At 56.8% G+C, this 20,141-nt stretch carries 18 protein-coding genes and 1 tRNA gene; 12 read left to right on the top strand and 7 right to left on the bottom strand.

Going from position 1 to position 20,141, the window contains the following annotated elements; translation table 11 throughout:
- Positions 1-46 precede the first annotated feature (46 nt).
- From fba to minE, 5 genes are all read left to right on the top strand, one after another.
- The gene (fba, locus tag M3A44_03070; GenBank protein MEQ6340638.1) at positions 47-1,111 is read left to right on the top strand and encodes a fructose-bisphosphate aldolase class II; all 1,065 of its coding nucleotides are present in this window, start codon (positions 47-49) and stop codon (positions 1,109-1,111) included.
- Between the two features lie 129 nt (positions 1,112-1,240).
- Positions 1,241-1,316: transfer RNA gene (locus M3A44_03065), tRNA-Lys, on the top strand.
- A gap of 241 nt (positions 1,317-1,557) precedes the next feature.
- Positions 1,558-2,355: a septum site-determining protein MinC gene (gene minC / locus M3A44_03060; protein MEQ6340637.1), complete on the top strand. Its 798-nt coding sequence runs from the start codon at positions 1,558-1,560 to the stop codon at positions 2,353-2,355.
- A 19-nt stretch (positions 2,356-2,374) separates the two neighbouring features.
- Positions 2,375-3,184, top strand: a complete 810-nt coding sequence (minD, locus tag M3A44_03055) for a septum site-determining protein MinD (GenBank protein MEQ6340636.1) — start codon at positions 2,375-2,377, stop codon at positions 3,182-3,184.
- Between the two features lie 3 nt (positions 3,185-3,187).
- On the top strand, positions 3,188-3,466 hold the full coding sequence (gene minE, locus M3A44_03050; GenBank protein MEQ6340635.1) for a cell division topological specificity factor MinE: 279 nt from the start codon (positions 3,188-3,190) through the stop codon (positions 3,464-3,466).
- A 150-nt stretch (positions 3,467-3,616) separates the two neighbouring features.
- Here the strand turns inward: minE and M3A44_03045 are convergent, their stop codons facing one another.
- Positions 3,617-4,816: an IS4 family transposase gene (locus tag M3A44_03045; GenBank protein ID MEQ6340634.1), complete on the bottom strand. Its 1,200-nt coding sequence runs from the start codon at positions 4,814-4,816 to the stop codon at positions 3,617-3,619.
- A 612-nt stretch (positions 4,817-5,428) separates the two neighbouring features.
- Here M3A44_03045 and M3A44_03040 point away from each other — a divergent pair.
- Positions 5,429-6,352: an energy transducer TonB gene (locus tag M3A44_03040; protein MEQ6340633.1), complete on the top strand. Its 924-nt coding sequence runs from the start codon at positions 5,429-5,431 to the stop codon at positions 6,350-6,352.
- A 1-nt stretch (position 6,353) separates the two neighbouring features.
- Here M3A44_03040 and M3A44_03035 read toward each other — a convergent pair whose 3' ends face one another.
- Positions 6,354-7,520, bottom strand: a complete 1,167-nt coding sequence (locus M3A44_03035; protein ID MEQ6340632.1) for an IS4 family transposase — start codon at positions 7,518-7,520, stop codon at positions 6,354-6,356.
- A 161-nt stretch (positions 7,521-7,681) separates the two neighbouring features.
- On the opposite strand from M3A44_03035, the gene M3A44_03030 reads away from it, so the two are divergent.
- The 6 genes from M3A44_03030 to clpB all read left to right on the top strand — a co-directional run bounded on the left by M3A44_03030 (position 7,682) and on the right by clpB (position 15,261).
- Complete coding sequence (locus M3A44_03030; GenBank protein MEQ6340631.1) at positions 7,682-8,443, top strand: MotA/TolQ/ExbB proton channel family protein; 762 nt, start codon at positions 7,682-7,684, stop codon at positions 8,441-8,443.
- 12 nt (positions 8,444-8,455) lie between these two features.
- Positions 8,456-8,875 carry a biopolymer transporter ExbD gene (locus tag M3A44_03025; protein ID MEQ6340630.1) on the top strand — a complete coding sequence of 140 codons (420 nt, stop codon included), beginning with the start codon at positions 8,456-8,458 and terminating at the stop codon, positions 8,873-8,875.
- Positions 8,876-9,101: 226 nt separating this feature from the next.
- Positions 9,102-11,339 carry a TonB-dependent siderophore receptor gene (locus tag M3A44_03020; GenBank protein ID MEQ6340629.1) on the top strand — a complete coding sequence of 746 codons (2,238 nt, stop codon included), beginning with the start codon at positions 9,102-9,104 and terminating at the stop codon, positions 11,337-11,339.
- 155 nt (positions 11,340-11,494) lie between these two features.
- Positions 11,495-12,175: a Fe2+-dependent dioxygenase gene (locus M3A44_03015; protein MEQ6340628.1), complete on the top strand. Its 681-nt coding sequence runs from the start codon at positions 11,495-11,497 to the stop codon at positions 12,173-12,175.
- Between the two features lie 90 nt (positions 12,176-12,265).
- Positions 12,266-12,454 carry a hemin uptake protein HemP gene (locus tag M3A44_03010; GenBank protein MEQ6340627.1) on the top strand — a complete coding sequence of 63 codons (189 nt, stop codon included), beginning with the start codon at positions 12,266-12,268 and terminating at the stop codon, positions 12,452-12,454.
- 206 nt (positions 12,455-12,660) lie between these two features.
- On the top strand, positions 12,661-15,261 hold the full coding sequence (gene clpB / locus M3A44_03005) for an ATP-dependent chaperone ClpB (GenBank protein ID MEQ6340626.1): 2,601 nt from the start codon (positions 12,661-12,663) through the stop codon (positions 15,259-15,261).
- Here clpB and M3A44_03000 read toward each other — a convergent pair.
- The 5 genes from M3A44_03000 to M3A44_02980 all read right to left on the bottom strand — a co-directional run bounded on the left by M3A44_03000 (position 15,258) and on the right by M3A44_02980 (position 19,792).
- Positions 15,258-16,457: an IS4 family transposase gene (locus tag M3A44_03000; GenBank protein ID MEQ6340625.1), complete on the bottom strand. Its 1,200-nt coding sequence runs from the start codon at positions 16,455-16,457 to the stop codon at positions 15,258-15,260. The genes clpB and M3A44_03000 overlap by 4 nt on opposite strands.
- Positions 16,458-16,927: 470 nt before the next feature.
- Entirely contained in the window at positions 16,928-18,007 is a 1,080-nt protein-coding gene (locus M3A44_02995) for a nucleotidyltransferase family protein (GenBank protein MEQ6340624.1), read from the bottom strand.
- Positions 18,004-18,924, bottom strand: a complete 921-nt coding sequence (locus tag M3A44_02990) for an HprK-related kinase A (protein ID MEQ6340623.1) — start codon at positions 18,922-18,924, stop codon at positions 18,004-18,006. Before M3A44_02990 ends, M3A44_02995 begins: the two co-directional genes overlap by 4 nt.
- Positions 18,912-19,178, bottom strand: a complete 267-nt coding sequence (locus M3A44_02985; GenBank protein MEQ6340622.1) for a hypothetical protein — start codon at positions 19,176-19,178, stop codon at positions 18,912-18,914. Before M3A44_02985 ends, M3A44_02990 begins: the two co-directional genes overlap by 13 nt.
- On the bottom strand, positions 19,178-19,792 hold the full coding sequence (locus M3A44_02980) for a hypothetical protein (GenBank protein ID MEQ6340621.1): 615 nt from the start codon (positions 19,790-19,792) through the stop codon (positions 19,178-19,180). The genes M3A44_02985 and M3A44_02980 overlap by 1 nt, the downstream gene beginning before the upstream one ends.
- Positions 19,793-20,141: the final 349 nt, after the last annotated feature.

Genomic DNA, 20,141 nt, shown 5'->3' with positions numbered 1-20,141 from the left:
TTAACAAAGAATTTTTAACCTTCGATAAATCCTAGAGGAGAATACAATGGCTTTAATATCACTGCGCCAGCTTCTGGACCATGCCGCTGAACACGGCTACGGCGTGCCCGCATTTAATGTGAACAATATGGAGCAGATGCACTCCATCATGCAGGCGGCCGACGAAACCGACAGCCCGGTGATCGTGCAGGCTTCTGCAGGTGCCCGTTCCTACGCCGGCGAACCCTTCCTGCGCCACCTGATGTTCGCTGCGGTGGAAATGTACCCCCATATCCCCATTGTTGTGCACCAGGATCATGGCGCTTCCCCCTCCGTGTGCATGCGCTCCATCCAGAGCGGGTTCACCTCGGTGATGATGGACGGCTCCTTGATGGAAGATGCCAAGACCCCGGCCAGCTATGACTACAATGTTGAAGTGACACGCAAAGTGGTCGAGATGGCCCATGCTTGCGGTGTTTCCGTGGAAGGCGAGCTGGGTTGCTTGGGTTCCCTGGAAACCGGCATGGCCGGTGAGGAAGATGGCAGTGGCGCGGAAGGCGTGCTGGATCACTCCATGCTGTTGACAGACCCCGAAGAAGCGGCTCAATTCGTTAAGGCCAGCAAGGTGGATGCACTGGCCATCGCCATCGGTACCAGCCACGGCGCGTACAAGTTTACCCGCCCACCTACCGGCGACATCCTGGCTATCGGCCGCATCAAAGAGATTCATGCCCGCCTCCCCGACACCCATCTGGTGATGCACGGCTCATCCTCCGTACCCCAGGAATGGCTGAAAATCATTGACCAGTTTGGCGGTGACATTGGCGAAACCTACGGTGTGCCGCTGGAAGAGATCCAGGAAGGCATCAAGCACGGCGTGCGCAAGGTTAATATCGACACCGACCTGCGTTTGGCCGCCACCGGCGCGATGCGCAAGGCTATGGGCGAGAACCCCAAGGAGTTCGACCCACGCAAGTTCTTCAAAGCCGCCACCAAGGCAATGAAGGATATCTGCACGATTCGTTATGAAGCCTTCGGCGCCGCCGGTAATGCCTCCAAGCTCAAGGCGATCAATCTGGAAGAAATGTACAAGCGCTACGCCAACGGCTCGCTTGATCCTCGCGTGAAATAAGCCACGCGCCTAACCTGCCCCTTACCCAGTTAATGGAAAGGGGCAGGAATCGGCATTTTTGTCGTGCCAGCATCTTGTTATTTTTCACAAGATCGGTATCATGCACCACCTTATGTATCACTCCTGAACGGGCCGTTAGCTCAGTCGGTAGAGCAGCGGACTTTTAATCCGTTGGTCCTGCGTTCGAATCGCAGACGGCCCACCAATTTTAAGCAAGGCCTTGGATCGATGGTCCGGGGCCTTTTTTGCGTATAGGCCACCCTGGCCAAGTTTGCCCGCCTCTCAGTGGGATGGCGATTCATGGAATGCCGTCTTATATCGCTTCACCCCTATGTCTTGAAACCTCCGAGTTTCTCAGGGGGCACTTTATATTGTTTTGCTTTGGAGCAGGCGAGTTGCGTAAAATAGGACTATTGTATCTAGTGACAGAGTGGGGCAGTTAAATAGTGCAGAGATCACAGCAGGATGTGCGGCAAGCAGGCGGTGCTGAGAAGGACGCTCTGGATATAAAGGGCTCGGTGTTCACCTTGTCCGTATTGTGTTTGAAAAGTAATGATATAGACGCCATGGCGCGGGCCTTGGGAGCGCGCCTGGCGCAGGCGCCGCGATTCTTCCAGAATGCACCGGTGGTGATCGACGTCAAAGCGGTGCGCGATACTGGGTTGGATTTTCACGCGTTAGTCCGTTTGCTGCGTGACAATCAGTTGGTGCCAGTGGGTGTGCGTCACGCCACGCCGGAACAGCTGGAAGTGGCGATTTCTGCCGGGCTGGCGGTCATGCAAGGCGGTTCCAAACCGGAGTCTGTGGATGCGGCATCGGTTAGCCATTCCCCCCAGCCACAACCATCCATTCAGCAGGCACCCGTGCCAGAGGTCGCTGTAGCCAAACCTGTTGCCCATTCCCCCCAGGCTGTAGCGGCGAGAATCGTGCGTCAGCCGGTACGTTCGGGGCAGCAGATTTACGCGCGCGGTGGCGATCTGGTACTGCTCGCGCCGGTCAATGCCGGGGCGGAGGTGTTGGCTGATGGCAATATTCATGTGTACGCGCCGCTACGAGGCCGTGCCCTGGCGGGCGTGAATGGCGACACAAATGCGCGTGTGTTTACGCAGTCGTTGGAGGCGGAATTGGTGTCTGTGGCGGGTCATTACCGCATTTTTGAACAGCAGCCTGCCGCCGATGTGTTCGGCAAGCCCGTCCAGGTGTATCTGGATGGTGAGCGGCTAATCATCGCACCTTTAATTTAAGTCGTTCAAGGAGACAACATTGGCAAAGATTATCGTCGTTACATCCGGTAAGGGTGGCGTGGGCAAAACCACCACCAGTTCCAGCTTCGCCAGCGGCTTGGCGTTGCGCGGCCACAAGACGGCTGTCATTGACTTTGATGTGGGGTTGCGTAATCTTGATTTGATCATGGGCTGCGAGCGCCGCGTGGTGTATGACTTTGTTAATGTCATTAACGGCGAGGCCACATTAAAGCAGGCAATGATCAAGGACAAGAATTGCGACAACCTGTTCGTGCTTCCCGCCTCCCAGACACGGGACAAGGATGCGCTCACCAAGGAAGGGGTCGGCAAGATTCTGGATGAGCTGCGTGAAAGTTATGATTACATTGTTTGTGACTCCCCGGCGGGCATCGAAAAGGGTGCGCTGATGGCGCTGTACTTTGCCGACGAGGCCCTTATCGTGACTAATCCCGAGGTGTCATCGGTGCGCGACTCCGACCGCATCCTGGGCATCCTGGCCGCCAAATCCAGACGCGCCGAAGAAGGGCAGGAGCCGATCAAAGAGCATTTGCTGATTACCCGCTATTCCGCCAAGCGCGCGGATGCGGGTGAAATGTTGAGCGTGAGCGATGTGCAGGAGATCCTGAGCATTCCCTTGCTTGGCGTTATTCCCGAGGCTGAGGCCGTGCTGCAATCCTCCAATGCCGGTGTTCCGGTGATCCACGATGCGGAAAGCACCGCGGGCCAAGCCTACCGCGATGTAGTAGCGCGCTTTTTGGGTGAAGACCTGCCGATGCGTTTTCTGCAGGCCGAGAGAAAAGGCTTTTTCCACCGCTTGTTTGGAGCCTAGGCCATGTCATTCCTCGATTATCTGCTGGGAACACGCAAAAAAACGGCGCACGTGGCCAAGGATCGCTTGCAAATAATCCTCGCCCGCGAACGCGTCGACCGCAAAGGCCCCGACTTCCTGCCCGAGTTGCGCCAGGAGTTGCTCCAGGTGATTTCAAAGTATGTCCAGATTGACCTGGATCAGGTGAAGGTCAACCTGGAACACGATGGCAACTTCGAGGTGCTGGAGTTGAACGTGGTGTTGCCCGATTCGGTTCATGGCATAAGGAAGGCGACGCAGTAGGGGAGCGCTTACACAGGCTGCCAAGCTGGTTAGAGTCTAATGCATAGTAGCCTGCGCACGTGTGTCGAACGCATGACGGTGGGGCCTTGGCCCCGCCATTGGCCCATTAGCAAATCAAATTCCCTGGGGTAAAGCCCCAATGCCGTTGACTTAAGCCTTCCCCATCCGTTTTTGCTTGGCGTTGCGCCATTTATTCTGAGGTGTTTTTGACACGCGCGGCTGCCCAGGTTTCGAGGTCTTGGGTTGGTAATAACGGTGTCGAGCGAACGATGCGGCGAGTCGCTCCAGCAACGCTATGGCGCTATGCCGGCATGCGGTGGTGAGAACATAGAGTTTCTGCGCGAAGGCGGCGACAGCGTTTTTAGACTGTGCGAAGACAATGCATTTATTGGTGACGCGCGGCGGGGCGGCGATGGCCTTGAGCGTTTGCGCCATCACCATCGTAATGGCGGCGGCGAACAGCTCTTGCTTGACGCCGTTAACACTGCGCGAGTGAAAACATTCGATTTTGCAATCGCGCTTTTCGGCGCGGTAGTGATCTTCGATCTTCCAGCGGCGCAGGTAGAGTTTGACGATGGATTGGCGCGAAAACGTTTTTGGGTCGATGAGATTGGTCAGCAAGACCGAGAGATTGCCGTCGGGCGAGCGCAGCCGGATCGCGCGCACGCGCAAGGTGGGAGTCAACTCGAGCATCGCCGATGACTTCCCGCCGCGGATGAACGCCTCAACAGCCGAGAAAGAATTTTTGGCGGGGCAGCGAAACAAAAAATAGCCGTCATAGGATTGCTGGCACTTCAGCAGCATGTCGTAACTGGGGTAACCCTGGTCGAAGACGAGCACCCCGCCGGGCGGTATGTGCGGCAGCAGCGCTTGTGCTTGAATACGCTCATCGGCGTCGGCAATGGACACCACCGCGCGTGCGACCGGCAGCTGCCGAAACACATCATACGCGGTGGACACCAACGCCATCGGATAGTGGCCGCGCCCTGGATTGTCGGGATGCAGGCCGCTATCAGGGTCAAAATGCGCACGAATAGCTACACTCGCGGGCAGCTGATATTTGGAGCCGTCAATGGCGTACACGCTCATGCCTTTCCATTGGTAACAGTCTGCGGCGGGGAACAATGTTTGCGCCAACGCGGCGGTTTGCTTGAGCAAGGTGTCGAATACGCACCACGAAAGCTTAGCGCGGGCCTTGGTCAACGCCGAGGCATGAACGGCGTCCGCCCGTGGCCATGCACCTTGATCGCAGGCGCGCTCCGCGAACTGTTCAAATAGCATCGCCATGCCCTGCTCAGCGCCCGAGGCGGCCAGCGACAAGACAAACGACATCAGCTTGGGCAAGGGCAGTTTGCGATCGCGAATAAAATGCTGGGAATGGTGGTCGGGATGATCGGGAAGGAGACGAGGGATAAGAGCAGAAAATTGTTTCCAGAATGCGTCGAGTTGGCATGGTTTTTCAAGGCAATGTGTGTGCCATGATGGACTCCTTTGCGTTGGTCTTTGTAGCTGAATTGATAGCCTTTTTCATCGGTTTATTCTAACAGCCACGTCACTTGACGGCTATGAAAAAAATGGCTTGCGATGCTTAAGTCAACGGCATTGGGGTAAAGCCCCCCCGGCTCCAGCCTTTTCCCCCGGACGTTCAACGCAAAGCAGAAATGCCCTGCATTGCATGACGTTTTTCAGATGTTCCCTAAATATCAAATGCACCATTTGCCATGGCAGGTGCGAAAACATCTTGCCTGCTATTGCGTAGTTAATACTCCCTCTATATAATCGGTAATGATTCTCATTTAGATATATTTCGGTGCTGGGCCGTTAGAGGCCGCACCTTGTAGCCAGCCAGAGGCGTCTGCCTCGTTAGCCAGCCAATGATGTTTCGACCGGAATTGCCCTGACAGCCGCATCCAGCGGCTTACAGGTCAACGGTCACGACTTTTTGGACGATTGGCGATGACAATGGCAGACGCTGCTACGGAACCTTTTGATCTTCGGCAGCGCAATCACCTCGGGCACCGCACTGGTGGCGCTGGCGGTTCTTGCACATCCTGCGACGTGCATGGAAGCGCTAGTGTCGCGGGAGACAGGGATGCCGAGAGCGACCGCTCACCGCACTTGGACATCCTCGGCAACGGCGCCCTGCGTTGCCCTACCTCCGATGCACAGGGAGGTGCGAGTGCCGCAGGCGCAGGATGTGCAGGAGTGGCCTGCATCCATGCAGTCGTGCCCGGCGCGCGCCTGCGATTCGTGTCCGCACTCGCTGTTGTGGGCTTGCATATGGTAGCTGGCTATGCGTTGCTACGAATCGAAGCGGTCCGTCAGGTCGTACAAGAAGCAGCGCCGCTCTTCGTGGAGTTCGTCCGCCCTGCCGCTGCGCCGTCTGCGTCACCAGCATTGGTACCCAAGGTGGTTGTGCCGCCTAAACCTAAGGCGCCGCTGCCCCTTATCGCTACCCCGACCCCTGGCTTGACGCCAGCGACCTTCGACGCGCCTCCGCTAGCTCCTGCATCGGTCTCTCCCGCTCTGGAAGCGCCCGTTGCCTCTGTTGCTGCAATTATAATTCCACCTGCGCCACTGGCACCGCCTACTCCGCAACCCAAGCTGGTCTCGGGCGTGGAGTATGTGCGGCCGCCTCAGCCCGGGTATCCGATGATCTCGCGCCGTATGAATGAAGAAGGCAAGGTCATCGTGCGCGTGTTGATCAACCCCCAAGGCAGGCCTGAGCAGGCGCTGGCTCACCTTTCGTCGGGTTCCTCGCGATTGGACCAGGCGGCCATCAACGCGGTGCTCGCCGCCCTCTTCAAACCCTATACCGAAAATGGCATTGCGCTGCATGCATATGCCCTCATCCCAATCATGTTTGAACTCAGAAGTGTCCGGTAATTTAATTGAATAGATTCAATTGGTTATTGTCTTTCTGCATGCTCATTTGCGTCTCCGCATTTTTAAGTAATTGATCGAGTGGCGTTTTCTCGAAAAGAGTCAGGCTCAAAATCTGTAGGATTGTGTAAAGCGAAGCCTCGGTATTGAGCCGCTTTTTCACGATGGCGACCACGACGTAAACCGCGATGGCGATCCATATTTGCGTCTTGACTGCATTCTCGGTGGTGCCATAGAACCGCTTGATTCGAAGATGCTGTTTGATCCACTTGAAGAATAGCTCGACCTGCCAGCGGCAACGATAAAGCTGAGCGATGGTCAGCGCAGGCAGGTCGAAGTTGTTGGTCAGAAAGACCAGAAACCTGTCGTGTTCGGCATCGTAGAACTTGATGCGTCGCAGGTGCTGCGGGTAATCCTTGCTGGCCTTGCGAGCAGTCAATGCAATGGTCTGGTCGCAGCGCAGTCCAGTGGACTTGTCCACGGTGCGAGAGTAGACGCGACGAAAGAGCAGATTGGATTTGCCACGGATGACAAAGAACGCCTGTGCTTGATGCAGGGTGAACCAGCGAGCGAAGTCGGTGAAGCCACGATCCATGATGTAAAAGCTGCCGGCTTCGGGTATCAGGATATCGAGCACATTGACCTCGTGCATCTTGCCATCGCTGATGTGGATGAAGGTTGGAATGTTGCCGCGCAGGTCGAGCAGCGTATGCATCTTGACGGCAGCTTTGGTGGAGCGGAAGCGTGCCCACGGAAAGACGCTCAAGCACAGGTCGATGGTCGTGGTATCGAGTGCGTAGACCGTCTGTTCCAGTTCGACCGCAAAGCTGTCGCTGGCGTAAAGCTTTCTGGCGGTCTGGATTAAGCTCATCGCGAAATCCGCGTAGATGCGACAGTCGCGTTGCTCGTTGGCATCGGCCAGCGTGCTCTTGGCGATGTTGCCTCGTATGCCCAAGTGATAGAGCTTGGCTTGGTGGGCGCGCAGACAGGTTTCGATGTCGCGCAGGCTTTCGCGGTAAGTCAGCTGCGCGAACGCCATGCAGAGAAATTGATCGAGATGCGAAAAAGTCTTGGTGGGATATTTGGAAGGGTAGCGCTGCACGCAGCGACGGAATGTGTGAAGGGGCAAATGCTCCATGAGTTGTGCGAACACCAACTGGCCTGAATACATGACGGAAACTCCTGGGGGGAAAGCCCCAGTTTCCCAAAAAATTCACGTTCAAGTCGGTGACACCCCTAAACACACACTTTCCTATTCAACATCATCATGTTATATAGCCGTCTTTGCGAAATTGCCGGACACTTCTGGTTTGAACTATAAAAGGAGTAGTCATGGAAATTCAGGTTGCGTCCCAAACACTTGGTTTTGCCCACTTCATCTCCCAAGTCGATGGACTGAGCAAGACGCTGTTGGCGATCTTGTTGGTGATGTCGATCGCGTCGTGGTATCTGGTCATCACCAAGGCGCTCGCCCATCTCTTTGTCAAGCGCCGCAGCACCAAATTCATTGATGCTTTTTGGAACGCCTCGTCGCTGGAGGCGGTGGCGCATGAGATCAATGCCTACGGCACCAACGATCCGTTCTCCCACCTGACGAGCCACGCGATGTTCGCACGCGAGCATCACGCCAAGTTCGGCGCAAGCAAGCTGGAAGAGGCCGGCAGTGCAGCCGAGTTTCTAACGCGTGCGATACGCAAGGTCCTAGACGAAGAAACCGCCCGGATGGAACGTGGCCTGACCGTGCTTGCGTCGGTGGGCGCAACCGCCCCCTTCGTTGGGTTGTTCGGCACGGTATGGGGCGTATATCACGCGCTGGTCGCGATCGGCATGAGCGGAGCCGGTACCCTCGACAAAGTGGCAGGTCCAGTGGGCGAGGCCCTGATCATGACTGGCTTGGGGCTGGCAGTCGCGATCCCGGCGGTGCTGGGCTATAACGCACTGGTGCGCAGCAACCGTGTGACTCTCGCGCATTTGGATGCCTTTGCCTATGACCTGTTCGCATTTCTCGTCACCGGCCAGCAGATAAATACCGATGGCAACGTGCGGCCACTGAAACCGGTCGCTCCTATCATAGCCAAGCCGGCAGCAGCCTAAGAGGAGTGAGACATGGCATTTGGGGGATTCAACAACCGATCGAATAATGAACCTATGGCAGAGATCAACATGATCCCGCTGATCGACGTGATGCTGGTACTGCTCGTGATCTTCATCGTGACTGCGCCGTTGCTCACGCATGCGGTCAAGATTGATCTGCCCAAAGTCTCATCATCAATCAGCCTGGACAAGCCAGGCAAGATCGAACTTGCGATTGATGATAGAGGCACGCTCTACTGGAATGGCGAGGCAATTGACAAGGATGCTGTCATTGCGCGTTTTGCTGGTGAAGCCCGCAAAACGCCCCAGCCGGAGTTGCACCTGCGCGTCGACAAGAATACGCGCTACCAGGTGTTGGCCGAAGTGATGGCGGAGGCAACCAAGGTCGGCCTTTCAAAGATCGGGTTCGTGAGTGAACCTGAGAAAAACTGACGACTCTATGCATGCAGGCCACTCCTGCGCATCCTGCTCCTGCGGCACTCGCATATCCCTGTGCATCGGATGTAGGGCAATGCAGGGCAGAGAGAAGTTGCCGAGGATGCCCTGACTATTTAGAAGTTTACTGAGACGAGTACAGCCAGCCAGAGGTCTATCTAATCCGATTAGGATTCTCCAGCCAGCATTAAACATTGATAACAACGACGGAGAATGCCTGATAATGAAGCACCTGATTCGCGACGCTTTTTGCTGTACACAACCAGATGTACAGAAAAAAAACATACTAACCAGCAAGCGCCATCCGCAGCAACTCGGCCGACTTCTGCCACTGGGGGCCGTCATGGCCGGTGTCGGCATCACCATGACACTGGCCGCAAACCCTGTGTTTGCGCAGTCTGAATCCAATGCTGGCCAAGCAGCAGCCGCGCAGTCGAAAGAGGAGAGATTGCCCGAAGTAAAGGTCAAGGCGGAACGCGATAGCGAGGCCAAGGGATACCAGGGCGACACGACCAGCGTCGGCAAGTTGCAACAATTGCCGCGCGATATTCCGCAGTCGGTCACTGTCGTCACGGAGCAATTGATGAAGGACCGCAATGCCACTACATTTAAAGAGGCACTACGCAATGTTGCTGGTCTCACCTTCAACGCCGGTGAAGGCGGGCGCATTGGCGACAATATCACGATACGCGGTTACTCGGCGGTGGGGGATCTGTATCTGGACGGCATGCGTGACGTCGCCCAGTACAACCGCGAAGTGTTTAACCTCCAGCAGCTCGATATCCTGCGTGGCTCCGCATCGATGCTGTTTGGTCGCGGCTCCACCGGCGGCATCATCAATCAGGTCAGCAAGCAGCCTTTCCTGGCTGACCGCAACGAAGCGGCTCTCACGCTGGGTTCGTTCGACTACAAGCGCCTGACTGCTGATTTTAACAAGGTGGTGGGCCAGGATGCCGCGGTACGTCTCAACCTCATGAAGACCGATACCGACAGCTTCCGCGATGCAGTTCACCAAGAGCGCTGGGGCGTTGCACCTTCGGTGCGTTGGGGGATAGGGACCCGCAACGAATTCCAGCTGTCATACTATTATCTGGCGGAGGACAATATCCCGGATTATGGTGTGCCCTATTTCCAGGGCCGGCCTCTCGACGTTCCAGTCACCCGATTCTACGGCATGGCCAATGCCGATTACGAGCGCAACAAAACCGGCATCGCTACTGCAAGTTACATCCACCGGTTTGACCACGACACATCGATTCGCACCGTACTGCGCGTGGCCGATTACGAGCGTGATTTGCGGGCCGTGGCGCCACGGCTGGCGGGTAACCCGAGCGCAATCACCGACGCGACCGTGATCAACCGGAACCGCCAGGCGCGCGGTGGCGACGAAGACACCATCACCAGCCAGACCGACTTCACCACGAAGCTGAATACGGGCGGCATCAAGCATCAATTGCTGGCTGGCCTTGAACTGGTGCAGGAAAAGGCGCATCGCTGGAATTATGTGAACACGGGGGCGAATCCGACCACCACGGTCGGCAATCCCGATCCGAATCCACCGCTCCCTCCCGGATTTCTGGACAGGACGCCCACGGGCGACGTTACCTACAAGGCGCATACCGTCGGACTCTACGCGCAAGATGTCATGGAGCTGATTCCCTCATGGAAACTGGTGCTGGGCGCGCGCCATGATCAGCTCAAGGCAGACTATGCCCGTCCCGCCCCGGCGGGTGACCTGTCGCGCATGGACAATGTGTGGAGTTATCGCGCAGGGCTGATGTACCAGCCCGATCTCACTACTTATTATGTTTCTTACGGCACCTCGTTCAATCCCTCGGCCGAGCTTTACCAGCTTGACGACCGTTCCACCAACACGCCGCCAGAAAAAAGCCGCAATATCGAAGCGGGCGCGAAATGGGATTTGCGAGACGGGAATCTGTCGTTGCGCACCGCCATTTTCCGCTCCGAAAAGACCAACGAGCGCAATACTGATCTGGCCAGCACCCAATATCTGCTTTCGGGTAAACGCCACACGGATGGCGTCGAGTTCGAAGGTGTCGGGCGCATCACCCCCGACTGGGAGGTCTTCGGCGCGCTCGCATTAATGACGGCGAAGATCGATGTCGCCGCTGGGCAGCAGTCCAACACACTCGGCAACACGCCGCTCAATACGCCCAGGCACACGGCCAATCTGTGGAGTACTTATAAGCTGGGCGGTGGCTGGAAGATTGGCGGCGGCGTGGAAGGCGCGGGGCTGCGCTATGCCAACAACACCAATACCAATGCAGTGCCGAGCTACTGGCGATGGGATGCGATGGCCCAATATGGCTGGGACAGATACTCGGTCAAGCTGAACGTCCTGAACCTGCTTGACAAAGACTATTATGAGGGCGTGTATGCAGGGCATACCATACCGGGAACCAAGCGTGCCGTGCAGCTCACGTTCGGGGCGAAGTTTTAATTGGGCGTGGGATGGGAAAAATTCCATGGGTGAGCTGTAAGGCAGCGAACGAGTTTGCCAAGGATGGCAAATCTTGCCATCCAAGCGGAGCAGGGTTGCGCAGCGCAGGATGGAATTTTTTAAGATTTCCCGTAAATTTTCCACAAGGAGGTCTCATGTTAATCCATGTTCCCGAAGTCTTGACGGCCGGCGAGCTTGCGCAAGTACATACCTTGCTCGCATCGGCGCCGTGGGCCGATGGCCGCATCACCGCCGGCACCCAGTCGGCCCAGGCCAAACACAACCTGCAGTTGCCAGAGGACTGCGAAGCCACGCGTATCGCCGGTCGCATCGTGCTGGCGGCGCTCGAACGCAGTGCTCTGTTCTTCACGGCGGCGCTGCCCAAGCATATCTTTCCGCCGCTCTTCAACCGCTACGAGGGCGGCATGAGTTTTGGTAATCACGTCGACAACGCGATCCGTCGCATCGCCGTCAGCGGAACGCGCGTGCGTACCGATCTCTCAGCCACGCTATTTCTGGACGATCCCGAGTCCTATGATGGCGGCGAACTGGTGATCGAAGACACCTTCGGCGAGCAGCGGGTCAAATTGCCTGCTGGAGATCTGATTTTGTATCCGGGCACAAGCGTGCATCGGGTCGAGCCCGTCACGCACGGTACTCGTCTCGCCTCCTTTTTCTGGATTGAAAGCATGGTGCGTGAGGATGACCGGCGGCGCCTGCTGTTTGATCTGGATATGGCAATTCTTCGGGTACGCGAAGTCCAGGGTGACACTGAAGCCTCGGTTGCGCTTGCCGGCTGTTATCACAACCTGTTGCGGATGTGGGCGGACGTGTGACTGAATGAAAACACATTATACTAAAAATCCACTTGACAAAAGTAACAATGAAAATGATAATCATTCGCATTAGAGGGGATGATTATATTCATGGCTGAACACAATCCGAATCCAGGCACAAGAACACCGCCGGCGCGTGAAGTCCCACGCAGATCTGCTTTACAGCGTGTTTCCAGCTGTGATCTGCTCAAGGACGCGCGCGAGATGGTCATTGAGCATGCCGGTGAGGAATACCGCCTGCGTCTGACCAGTAAGGGAAAATTAATTCTGACAAAGTAACGCAGGCCGCGGCCACGATAACAGCGCCGCCGTGTATCCTTCATCCCTCAAACAGTGGATTCCGGCCGCCCCATTGAGGGAATGACGGATATTCAGAGCATGTGCATTATCTATGATCTATAACAGTAGGCCCGCCCCCCGGTTGAATCCCCGCTAGACCATCCCCATCATCTAACCATCAATATCTTCTAACATGAGGTAACCCGATGCGTATGGACAAACTGACCAGCAAGTTCCAGATGGCGCTGGCCGACGCCCAGAGCCTGGCGGTGGGGCGTGATCATCAATTCATTGAGCCGGCGCATGTCATGACCGCCCTGCTCGATCAGCAGGGCGGCGCGGTGCGTTCGTTGCTGACCCAGGCGGATGTCAACGTCAACAGTCTGCGCTCGCAGCTTGGCGAGGCGCTGGAGCGCCTGCCTACGGTGTCGGGTGCGGAGGGCGAGGTGCATGTATCCAATGACTTGAGCCGTCTGTTGAATCTCGCCGACAAGCTGGCCCAGCAGCGCAAGGATCAATATATCTCCAGCGAGTTGTTCGTGCTCGCTGCACTGGAAGACAAGGGCGCGCTGGGGGATCTGCTGCGCAAGGCCGGTGCGGCCAAGGGTTCTCTCCAGCAGGCCATCGAAAAGATGCGCGGTGGTCAGAAGGTGGACGATCCGAATGCCGAGGAGCAGCGCCAGGCGCTGGAAAAATACACTATTGACCTTACCGAGCGCGCCGAGCAGGGCAAGATTGACCCGGTGATTGGGCGCGACGACGAGATCCGCCGCACCATTCAGGTGTTGCAACGCCGTACCAAGAACAATCCGGTGCTGATCGGTGAGCCGGGCGTGGGCAAGACCGCTATCGTGGAGGGCCTGGCGCAGCGTATTGTCAACGGCGAGGTGCCGGAGGGGCTCAAGGGCAGGCGCGTGTTGTCGCTGGATATGGGTGCGTTGATTGCCGGCGCCAAGTTCCGTGGCGAGTTCGAGGAGCGCCTCAAGGCGGTGTTGAACGATCTCGCCAAGCAGGAAGGAAATGTCATCCTGTTTATCGACGAACTGCACACCATGGTCGGCGCGGGCAAGGCGGAAGGCTCGATGGACGCGGGCAACATGCTCAAGCCCGCCCTAGCACGCGGCGAGTTGCACTGCGTGGGCGCCACGACACTGAATGAATACCGTCAATACGTTGAGAAAGACGCCGCGCTGGAACGCCGTTTCCAGAAGGTGCTGGTGGATGAGCCGTCTGTCGAGGATACCATCGCCATCCTGCGTGGCCTGAAGGAAAAATACGAGGCGCACCACGGCGTCGACATCACCGATCCGGCGATTGTCGCAGCGGCCACCCTGTCACACCGCTACATCACCGACCGTAACCTGCCGGACAAGGCCATCGACCTGATTGACGAGGCGGCCAGCCGTATCCGCATGGAAATCGACTCCAAGCCGGAGGAGATGGATCGTCTGGAGCGCCGTCTGATTCAGCTCAAGATCGAACGAGTGGCGTTGAAAAAAGAGGCTGACGAGGCATCCAGAAAGCGTCTGGATACTCTTCAGGTTGAAATCGGCAAACTGGAGCGGGAATTCGCCGACCTGGAGGAGATCTGGAAGGCGGAAAAGGCCGCGATACACGGCACCCAGCATATCAAAGAGGCGCTCGACCAGGCGCGCATCGAACTGGAGACGGCGCGCCGCGCGGGCAACCTCGCGCGCATGTCCGAGCTGCAATATGGACGCATCCCAGAGTTACAGAAGCAGCTCGACATGGCCGCGCAGGCCGAGATGCACGAGATGAAGTTGTTGCGTAACAAGGTGACGGACGAGGAGATCGCCGAGGTGGTCTCCAAATGGACCGGCATCCCGGTGTCGAAGATGCTGGAGGGCGAGCGCGACAAACTGCTGCGTATGGAGGAGGAGCTGGGCAAGCGCGTCGTCGGGCAAACGGAGGCGGTGAAGGCGGTATCCGATGCGATACGTCGTTCGCGCGCTGGCTTGTCCGACCCCAACCGGCCCAATGGTTCGTTCTTGTTCCTCGGCCCTACCGGCGTGGGCAAGACCGAATTGACCAAGGCCTTGGCGGCATTCCTGTTCGACACCGATGATGCCATGGTGCGCATCGACATGTCCGAGTTCATGGAGAAGCATTCCGTGGCACGGCTGATCGGCGCGCCGCCCGGCTACGTGGGTTACGAAGAGGGTGGCTATCTCACCGAGGCGGTGCGCCGCAAGCCTTATTCAGTGATCCTGCTCGATGAGGTGGAAAAGGCCCATCCCGATGTGTTCAACGTGCTGTTGCAGGTGCTCGACGACGGACGTCTCACGGACGGTCAGGGGCGTACTGTGGACTTCCGCAACACCGTGATTGTGATGACCTCCAACCTGGGATCGCAGTTGATCCAGGAGATGGCAGGGGAGGAGAACTATGCGGCGATGAAGAATGCAGTGATGGATATCGTCGGGCAGCATTTCCGCCCCGAATTCATCAATCGTGTCGATGACGTCGTCGTGTTCCACCCGCTGGGGCGCGAGCAGATCCGCTCCATCGCCACGATCCAGGTAGCCTATCTGCGCAAACGTTTGCAGGATCGCGACATGGACATCACCTTCACCGATGCCGCGCTCGACAAACTCGGCGAGGCAGGCTTCGACCCGGTCTACGGTGCCCGACCGCTCAAACGCTCCATCCAGCACCTGCTGGAAAATCCGCTGGCCCAGCAAATTCTCACCGGTCATTTCGGGCCGGGGGATGTGATCAAGGTGGATCTGGAGGAGGGGAAATTGGCGTTTGGGAAGGGGATAGCGGGGGCAATGCCGTTGACTTAAGCCTTCCCCATCCGTTTTTGCTTGGCGTTGCGCCATTTATTCTGAGGTGTTTTTGACACGCGCGGCTGCCCAGGTTTCGAGGTCTTGGGTTGGTAATAACGGTGTCGAGCGAACGATGCGGCGAGTCGCTCCAGCAACGCTATGGCGCTATGCCGGCATGCGGTGGTGAGAACATAGAGTTTCTGCGCGAAGGCGGCGACAGCGTTTTTAGACTGTGCGAAGACAATGCATTTATTGGTGACGCGCGGCGGGGCGGCGATGGCCTTGAGCGTTTGCGCCATCACCATCGTAATGGCGGCGGCGAACAGCTCTTGCTTGACGCCGTTAACACTGCGCGAGTGAAAACATTCGATTTTGCAATCGCGCTTTTCGGCGCGGTAGTGATCTTCGATCTTCCAGCGGCGCAGGTAGAGTTTGACGATGGATTGGCGCGAAAACGTTTTTGGGTCGATGAGATTGGTCAGCAAGACCGAGAGATTGCCGTCGGGCGAGCGCAGCCGGATCGCGCGCACGCGCAAGGTGGGAGTCAACTCGAGCATCGCCGATGACTTCCCGCCGCGGATGAACGCCTCAACAGCCGAGAAAGAATTTTTGGCGGGGCAGCGAAACAAAAAATAGCCGTCATAGGATTGCTGGCACTTCAGCAGCATGTCGTAACTGGGGTAACCCTGGTCGAAGACGAGCACCCCGCCGGGCGGTATGTGCGGCAGCAGCGCTTGTGCTTGAATACGCTCATCGGCGTCGGCAATGGACACCACCGTGCGTGCGACCGGCAGCTGCCGAAACACATCATACGCGGTGGACACCAACGCCATCGGATAGTGGCCGCGCCCTGGATTGTCGGGATGCAGGCCGCTATCAGGGTCAAAATGCGCACGAATAGCTACACTCGCGGGCAGCTGATATTTGGAGCCGTCAATGGCGTACACGCTCATGCCTTTCCATTGGTAACAGTCTGCGGCGGGGAACAATGTTTGCGCCAACGCGGCGGTTTGCTTGAGCAAGGTGTCGAATACGCACCACGAAAGCTTAGCGCGGGCCTTGGTCAACGCCGAGGCATGAACGGCGTCCGCCCGTGGCCATGCACCTTGATCGCAGGCGCGCTCCGCGAACTGTTCAAATAGCATCGCCATGCCCTGCTCAGCGCCCGAGGCGGCCAGCGACAAGACAAACGACATCAGCTTGGGCAAGGGCAGTTTGCGATCGCGAATAAAATGCTGGGAATGGTGGTCGGGATGATCGGGAAGGAGACGAGGGATAAGAGCAGAAAATTGTTTCCAGAATGCGTCGAGTTGGCATGGTTTTTCAAGGCAATGTGTGTGCCATGATGGACTCCTTTGCGTTGGTCTTTGTAGCTGAATTGATAGCCTTTTTCATCGGTTTATTCTAACAGCCACGTCACTTGACGGCTATGAAAAAAATGGCTTGCGATGCTTAAGTCAACGGCATTGGATAGCGGGGGAGGGGTGATCCAACTTTGCTTTGCTTGAGGCGTGGGACTCAATCAACCTAAAAAACTCAGTTATCCACGAAAGTCACAATAAAACACGAAAATATTCAAATACATATCGCGATTTTACTTGCCACCCATCCGGTGAATTGCTAAAGCAATCCATGTTTTTGTTTTATTTCGTGAATTTCGTGGACAAAAAGCGGTTATTTAGGATCAATCCTGCTGCTTCGAGATAAAGGCCTTGTGAAAGAGATGACGCGCTAAAGGTAGCGGTGGCATACGCAACCAGTGCGACCGCACATAGAGCACCTGGCGCGCAAGGCGCGAGCCGGGCAGGGCGCACGTGGGATGGTCAGGACGTAAGCCTCTCGCCAGCAGCCAGTCCATGGCGCGCAAGGTGGATGCACCCGGGTTTGCCGCCGCCCGGACCTTCTCAAGGAACTCCGGCGGCAATGGGGTGCCCAGCACTTTGGCGCAGTAGTGCAAGGCATAAAATAGTGGCCGCACCAGATCGTGTGCGTGGGAGTGGGCCAGCAAGGCGGACCAGAATGCGGTATTTGTTCCGAAGTGACGCAGCAAAGCATCCATATCCGCCAGATCCCGTAGCCCACGAGCGAAATCACCATCGTAGAAAAGATGCACGGCGCTGTGCAGCACCATGTCAGCCGGGGCCAGCACCTTGAGTCCTGGGTGATCTGGAATGCCTATTGCCTCTGCGCGCAGACGATCCGCATCAGGCCGCAGGCGTGCCGTTAGGGGGAGGATGGTGTGGTGCACATCAAGGATCGCCTGACGCTCGATATGCCGCACGGGCGGCAACTCGTGCATCCATTCACGGTAATAACGCTGGTCATAGCGGTCGGAATATACTCCCGCCCAGCCGTGAAAAAGCAGTGTCGACTCAACCTCGTTCAATTGCGCTCGGGGGACGAGAATGTCAACATCCTGAAAGATACGTCCGCGCGCGGGCGCCAAACCTGCCATCACATATGCCGCGCCTTTGAGCAAGATGACCCCATCGACTACATCCGCCAGCGCACGGTGGATGCGATCCACCTCCCAACGCACTTCTCGCCCCACTTTGTCCGCCATCGCTGCAGCCGAACGTAAGTGCTGTCGCGGGCTGTCCGGTATCGCCGACCACAGGCCGTGGTCTTCGACCATGTAAGCAAGTCTGCCCAACAACCCGGCACGCCGCGCTTGGCGTAGCAGAACATCCCACTCACGCAACTTAAGGTCGGCGAGTATGGCCGGCCGCCTCAGCGCGGCCGTCACCCAATCTTGGTAGGTCACGACCTGGGCAACTCCAAGGCATTGAACAGCGCAACCGCCTCTTCGAGACGCCCATAGCGGAAGTCATAGCAGTCACAGCGCTCGATCAGGCCTCCCAGCGCAGTGAAGCCCTGCGCCCCCAACAAGCTGAAATTAAAGGCATTGCTGACTGCTTCCATAAATGCGCGCGCCTTGGGGCGCGGGGTGAGAGTTGCAGGGGCATCCGCCTCCCAATGCGGGAAAACGAGCCATGCCGGGTACGCGGGATCATCCGACCGCGTGATGCTCGGAGCCGTTGGCCGCAAATGGCAGATCGTACCCTTGACGGTGTCGTGCGTGCGACGGGTAAAGCTGGCGCCGGGAGCGAAGGCCGCGATCACATCAATGGACGCATTCTTGAGGCTGACGGGGCGCGGCAGGGGCATGATGGTGCCCTTGGCAAGATCGATCAAGGTCAATTCGTCGGAGAGTAAACGCCAGCCGCTGAGCATCAATCCCGCACACAAGGTGCTCTTGCCCGAGCCCGGTGGGGCTGGCAATACCAGCGCCCTACCATCGCGCTCAAGGACTGCGGCATGCAGGATAAGATAGGTATTGACGTTGCTTGTGACGCACCAATTAAGGCACCACTCCAGCATCGCGTAGGCCTGGTTTAACGGCAGCGGGTTGAACGGCTCGCCGCCATCCAGACTAAAATTCACTTGTGGGCGCAACCAGCTCCGCAAGCCGTGTGGGCTGCGCAGACGGATATGAAAATCGGCGTAATCTTCTTCCCCGAGGCTAAAGTCCGCGTACATGGTGTGCAAGCCCTCGGCAATCAAATGCACCGGGCTTTGTATGCGCGTCGTAAAACGACCTGTGCGCAACCACACGCCGCGATTCCGCAGACGCTGCCGAAGTTGCGCAAGACTAAGATCAGCCAGAATCAAGCAGGACAAGGCTCGATGAGATCCAAGGCCGCGAGTGCATCGAGACACTCTTGCACGGTGCCGCCCTCCGTCTGATCGGTGCCCATGAGCGCCGCTGTCAGATCCGTCGTCGTGACTGGACCTGCCTGGAGCCGAGTCACGATGATTCCGGCCGCGAGACTTAAAAGATGAGTATCCCCTGAGATCGCGTCACTGGCGACCCATTCATCATCCCAGCGGCGCAAGGACAAATCGCGGACAGGCAGCAACCGCCAACACACCATTATGAACGGCTATTGAGCTGGCTGAACATCTCGTACAGGCCCGGAGGATTAGCTTGATAAAGCTTGATGACATCATCCACCGTATAGCCGTATGGAACTTTGTCGTCGGCGGCATTCAGCAATGCAGCGCAAGCCTGAGCGGCGAGGGTTTTCCCAGTCGGATCTTTGTTCAGCACGTCCAACAGCGACGGCGATTCCCTGCTACCATATCCTTGAGGATTACTTCCGAAACATTTTTTGAAGATTAGGGTATTGTCGGAACTATAATAATTTGAACCACCGAAACCAGTAGTGCCCCAACCAGTACCAGCATAACCACCCTGATAACAAGGCGATGGCCAACTACTGGTACTTTTTTTATCGTATTTAGCTGTCCAATAACTGGTGGAAAAACCGCCACATGTCGGTTTGGAGGGGCCGGAGCCGGCGGACATCCATGCCGACAGGGTGCAACCTTGCCCCTGCCCTCCCATGACAGGACGGTTGGCTACTGTCATAAGCACCGCCACCGCCACACCGGCCTTGGCTAAGCGCCGACGGCTAATATCGATATTTTCGTCGGCCTCGGGTTTATGAGGGGTGGCTGAGTCTGGATTTTGCTGGTCTTTTTTCATGGCACCGACCGATAGTATGAAGCTGATGAGTTATTTAAAGTATAAGCAACTTGTATTTCTGCAACAAGCACAGCCTTTTTTGATCTGGTTTAAAGCCCCGTGGTCTTTTCCAAAGACAGATCATCCAATCACGGTTATCGATATGCAATAAATGTACCAATTTTAAAAAAATCATTATCGTCAATATGTTACACGTATTGAAAGCGTTTTGTCCTAAAAAATGTAGAGCCGGGTGTAAAAATTTCCGACGCTTTTTGCCAGGTTAATAAGCTTTTTGAGTCTGCGATAGAGAGTTTCAGGGTTCGTTGATGATGATAGGGGGCGTCCATGGTATGGCGCAACCTACTGA

Source organism: Gammaproteobacteria bacterium, assembly GCA_040183005.1.
Classification (GTDB): Bacteria; Pseudomonadota; Gammaproteobacteria.
Note: the sequence above shows the minus strand (reverse complement) of the source record. Positions and strands in the feature narration are given on the sequence as shown.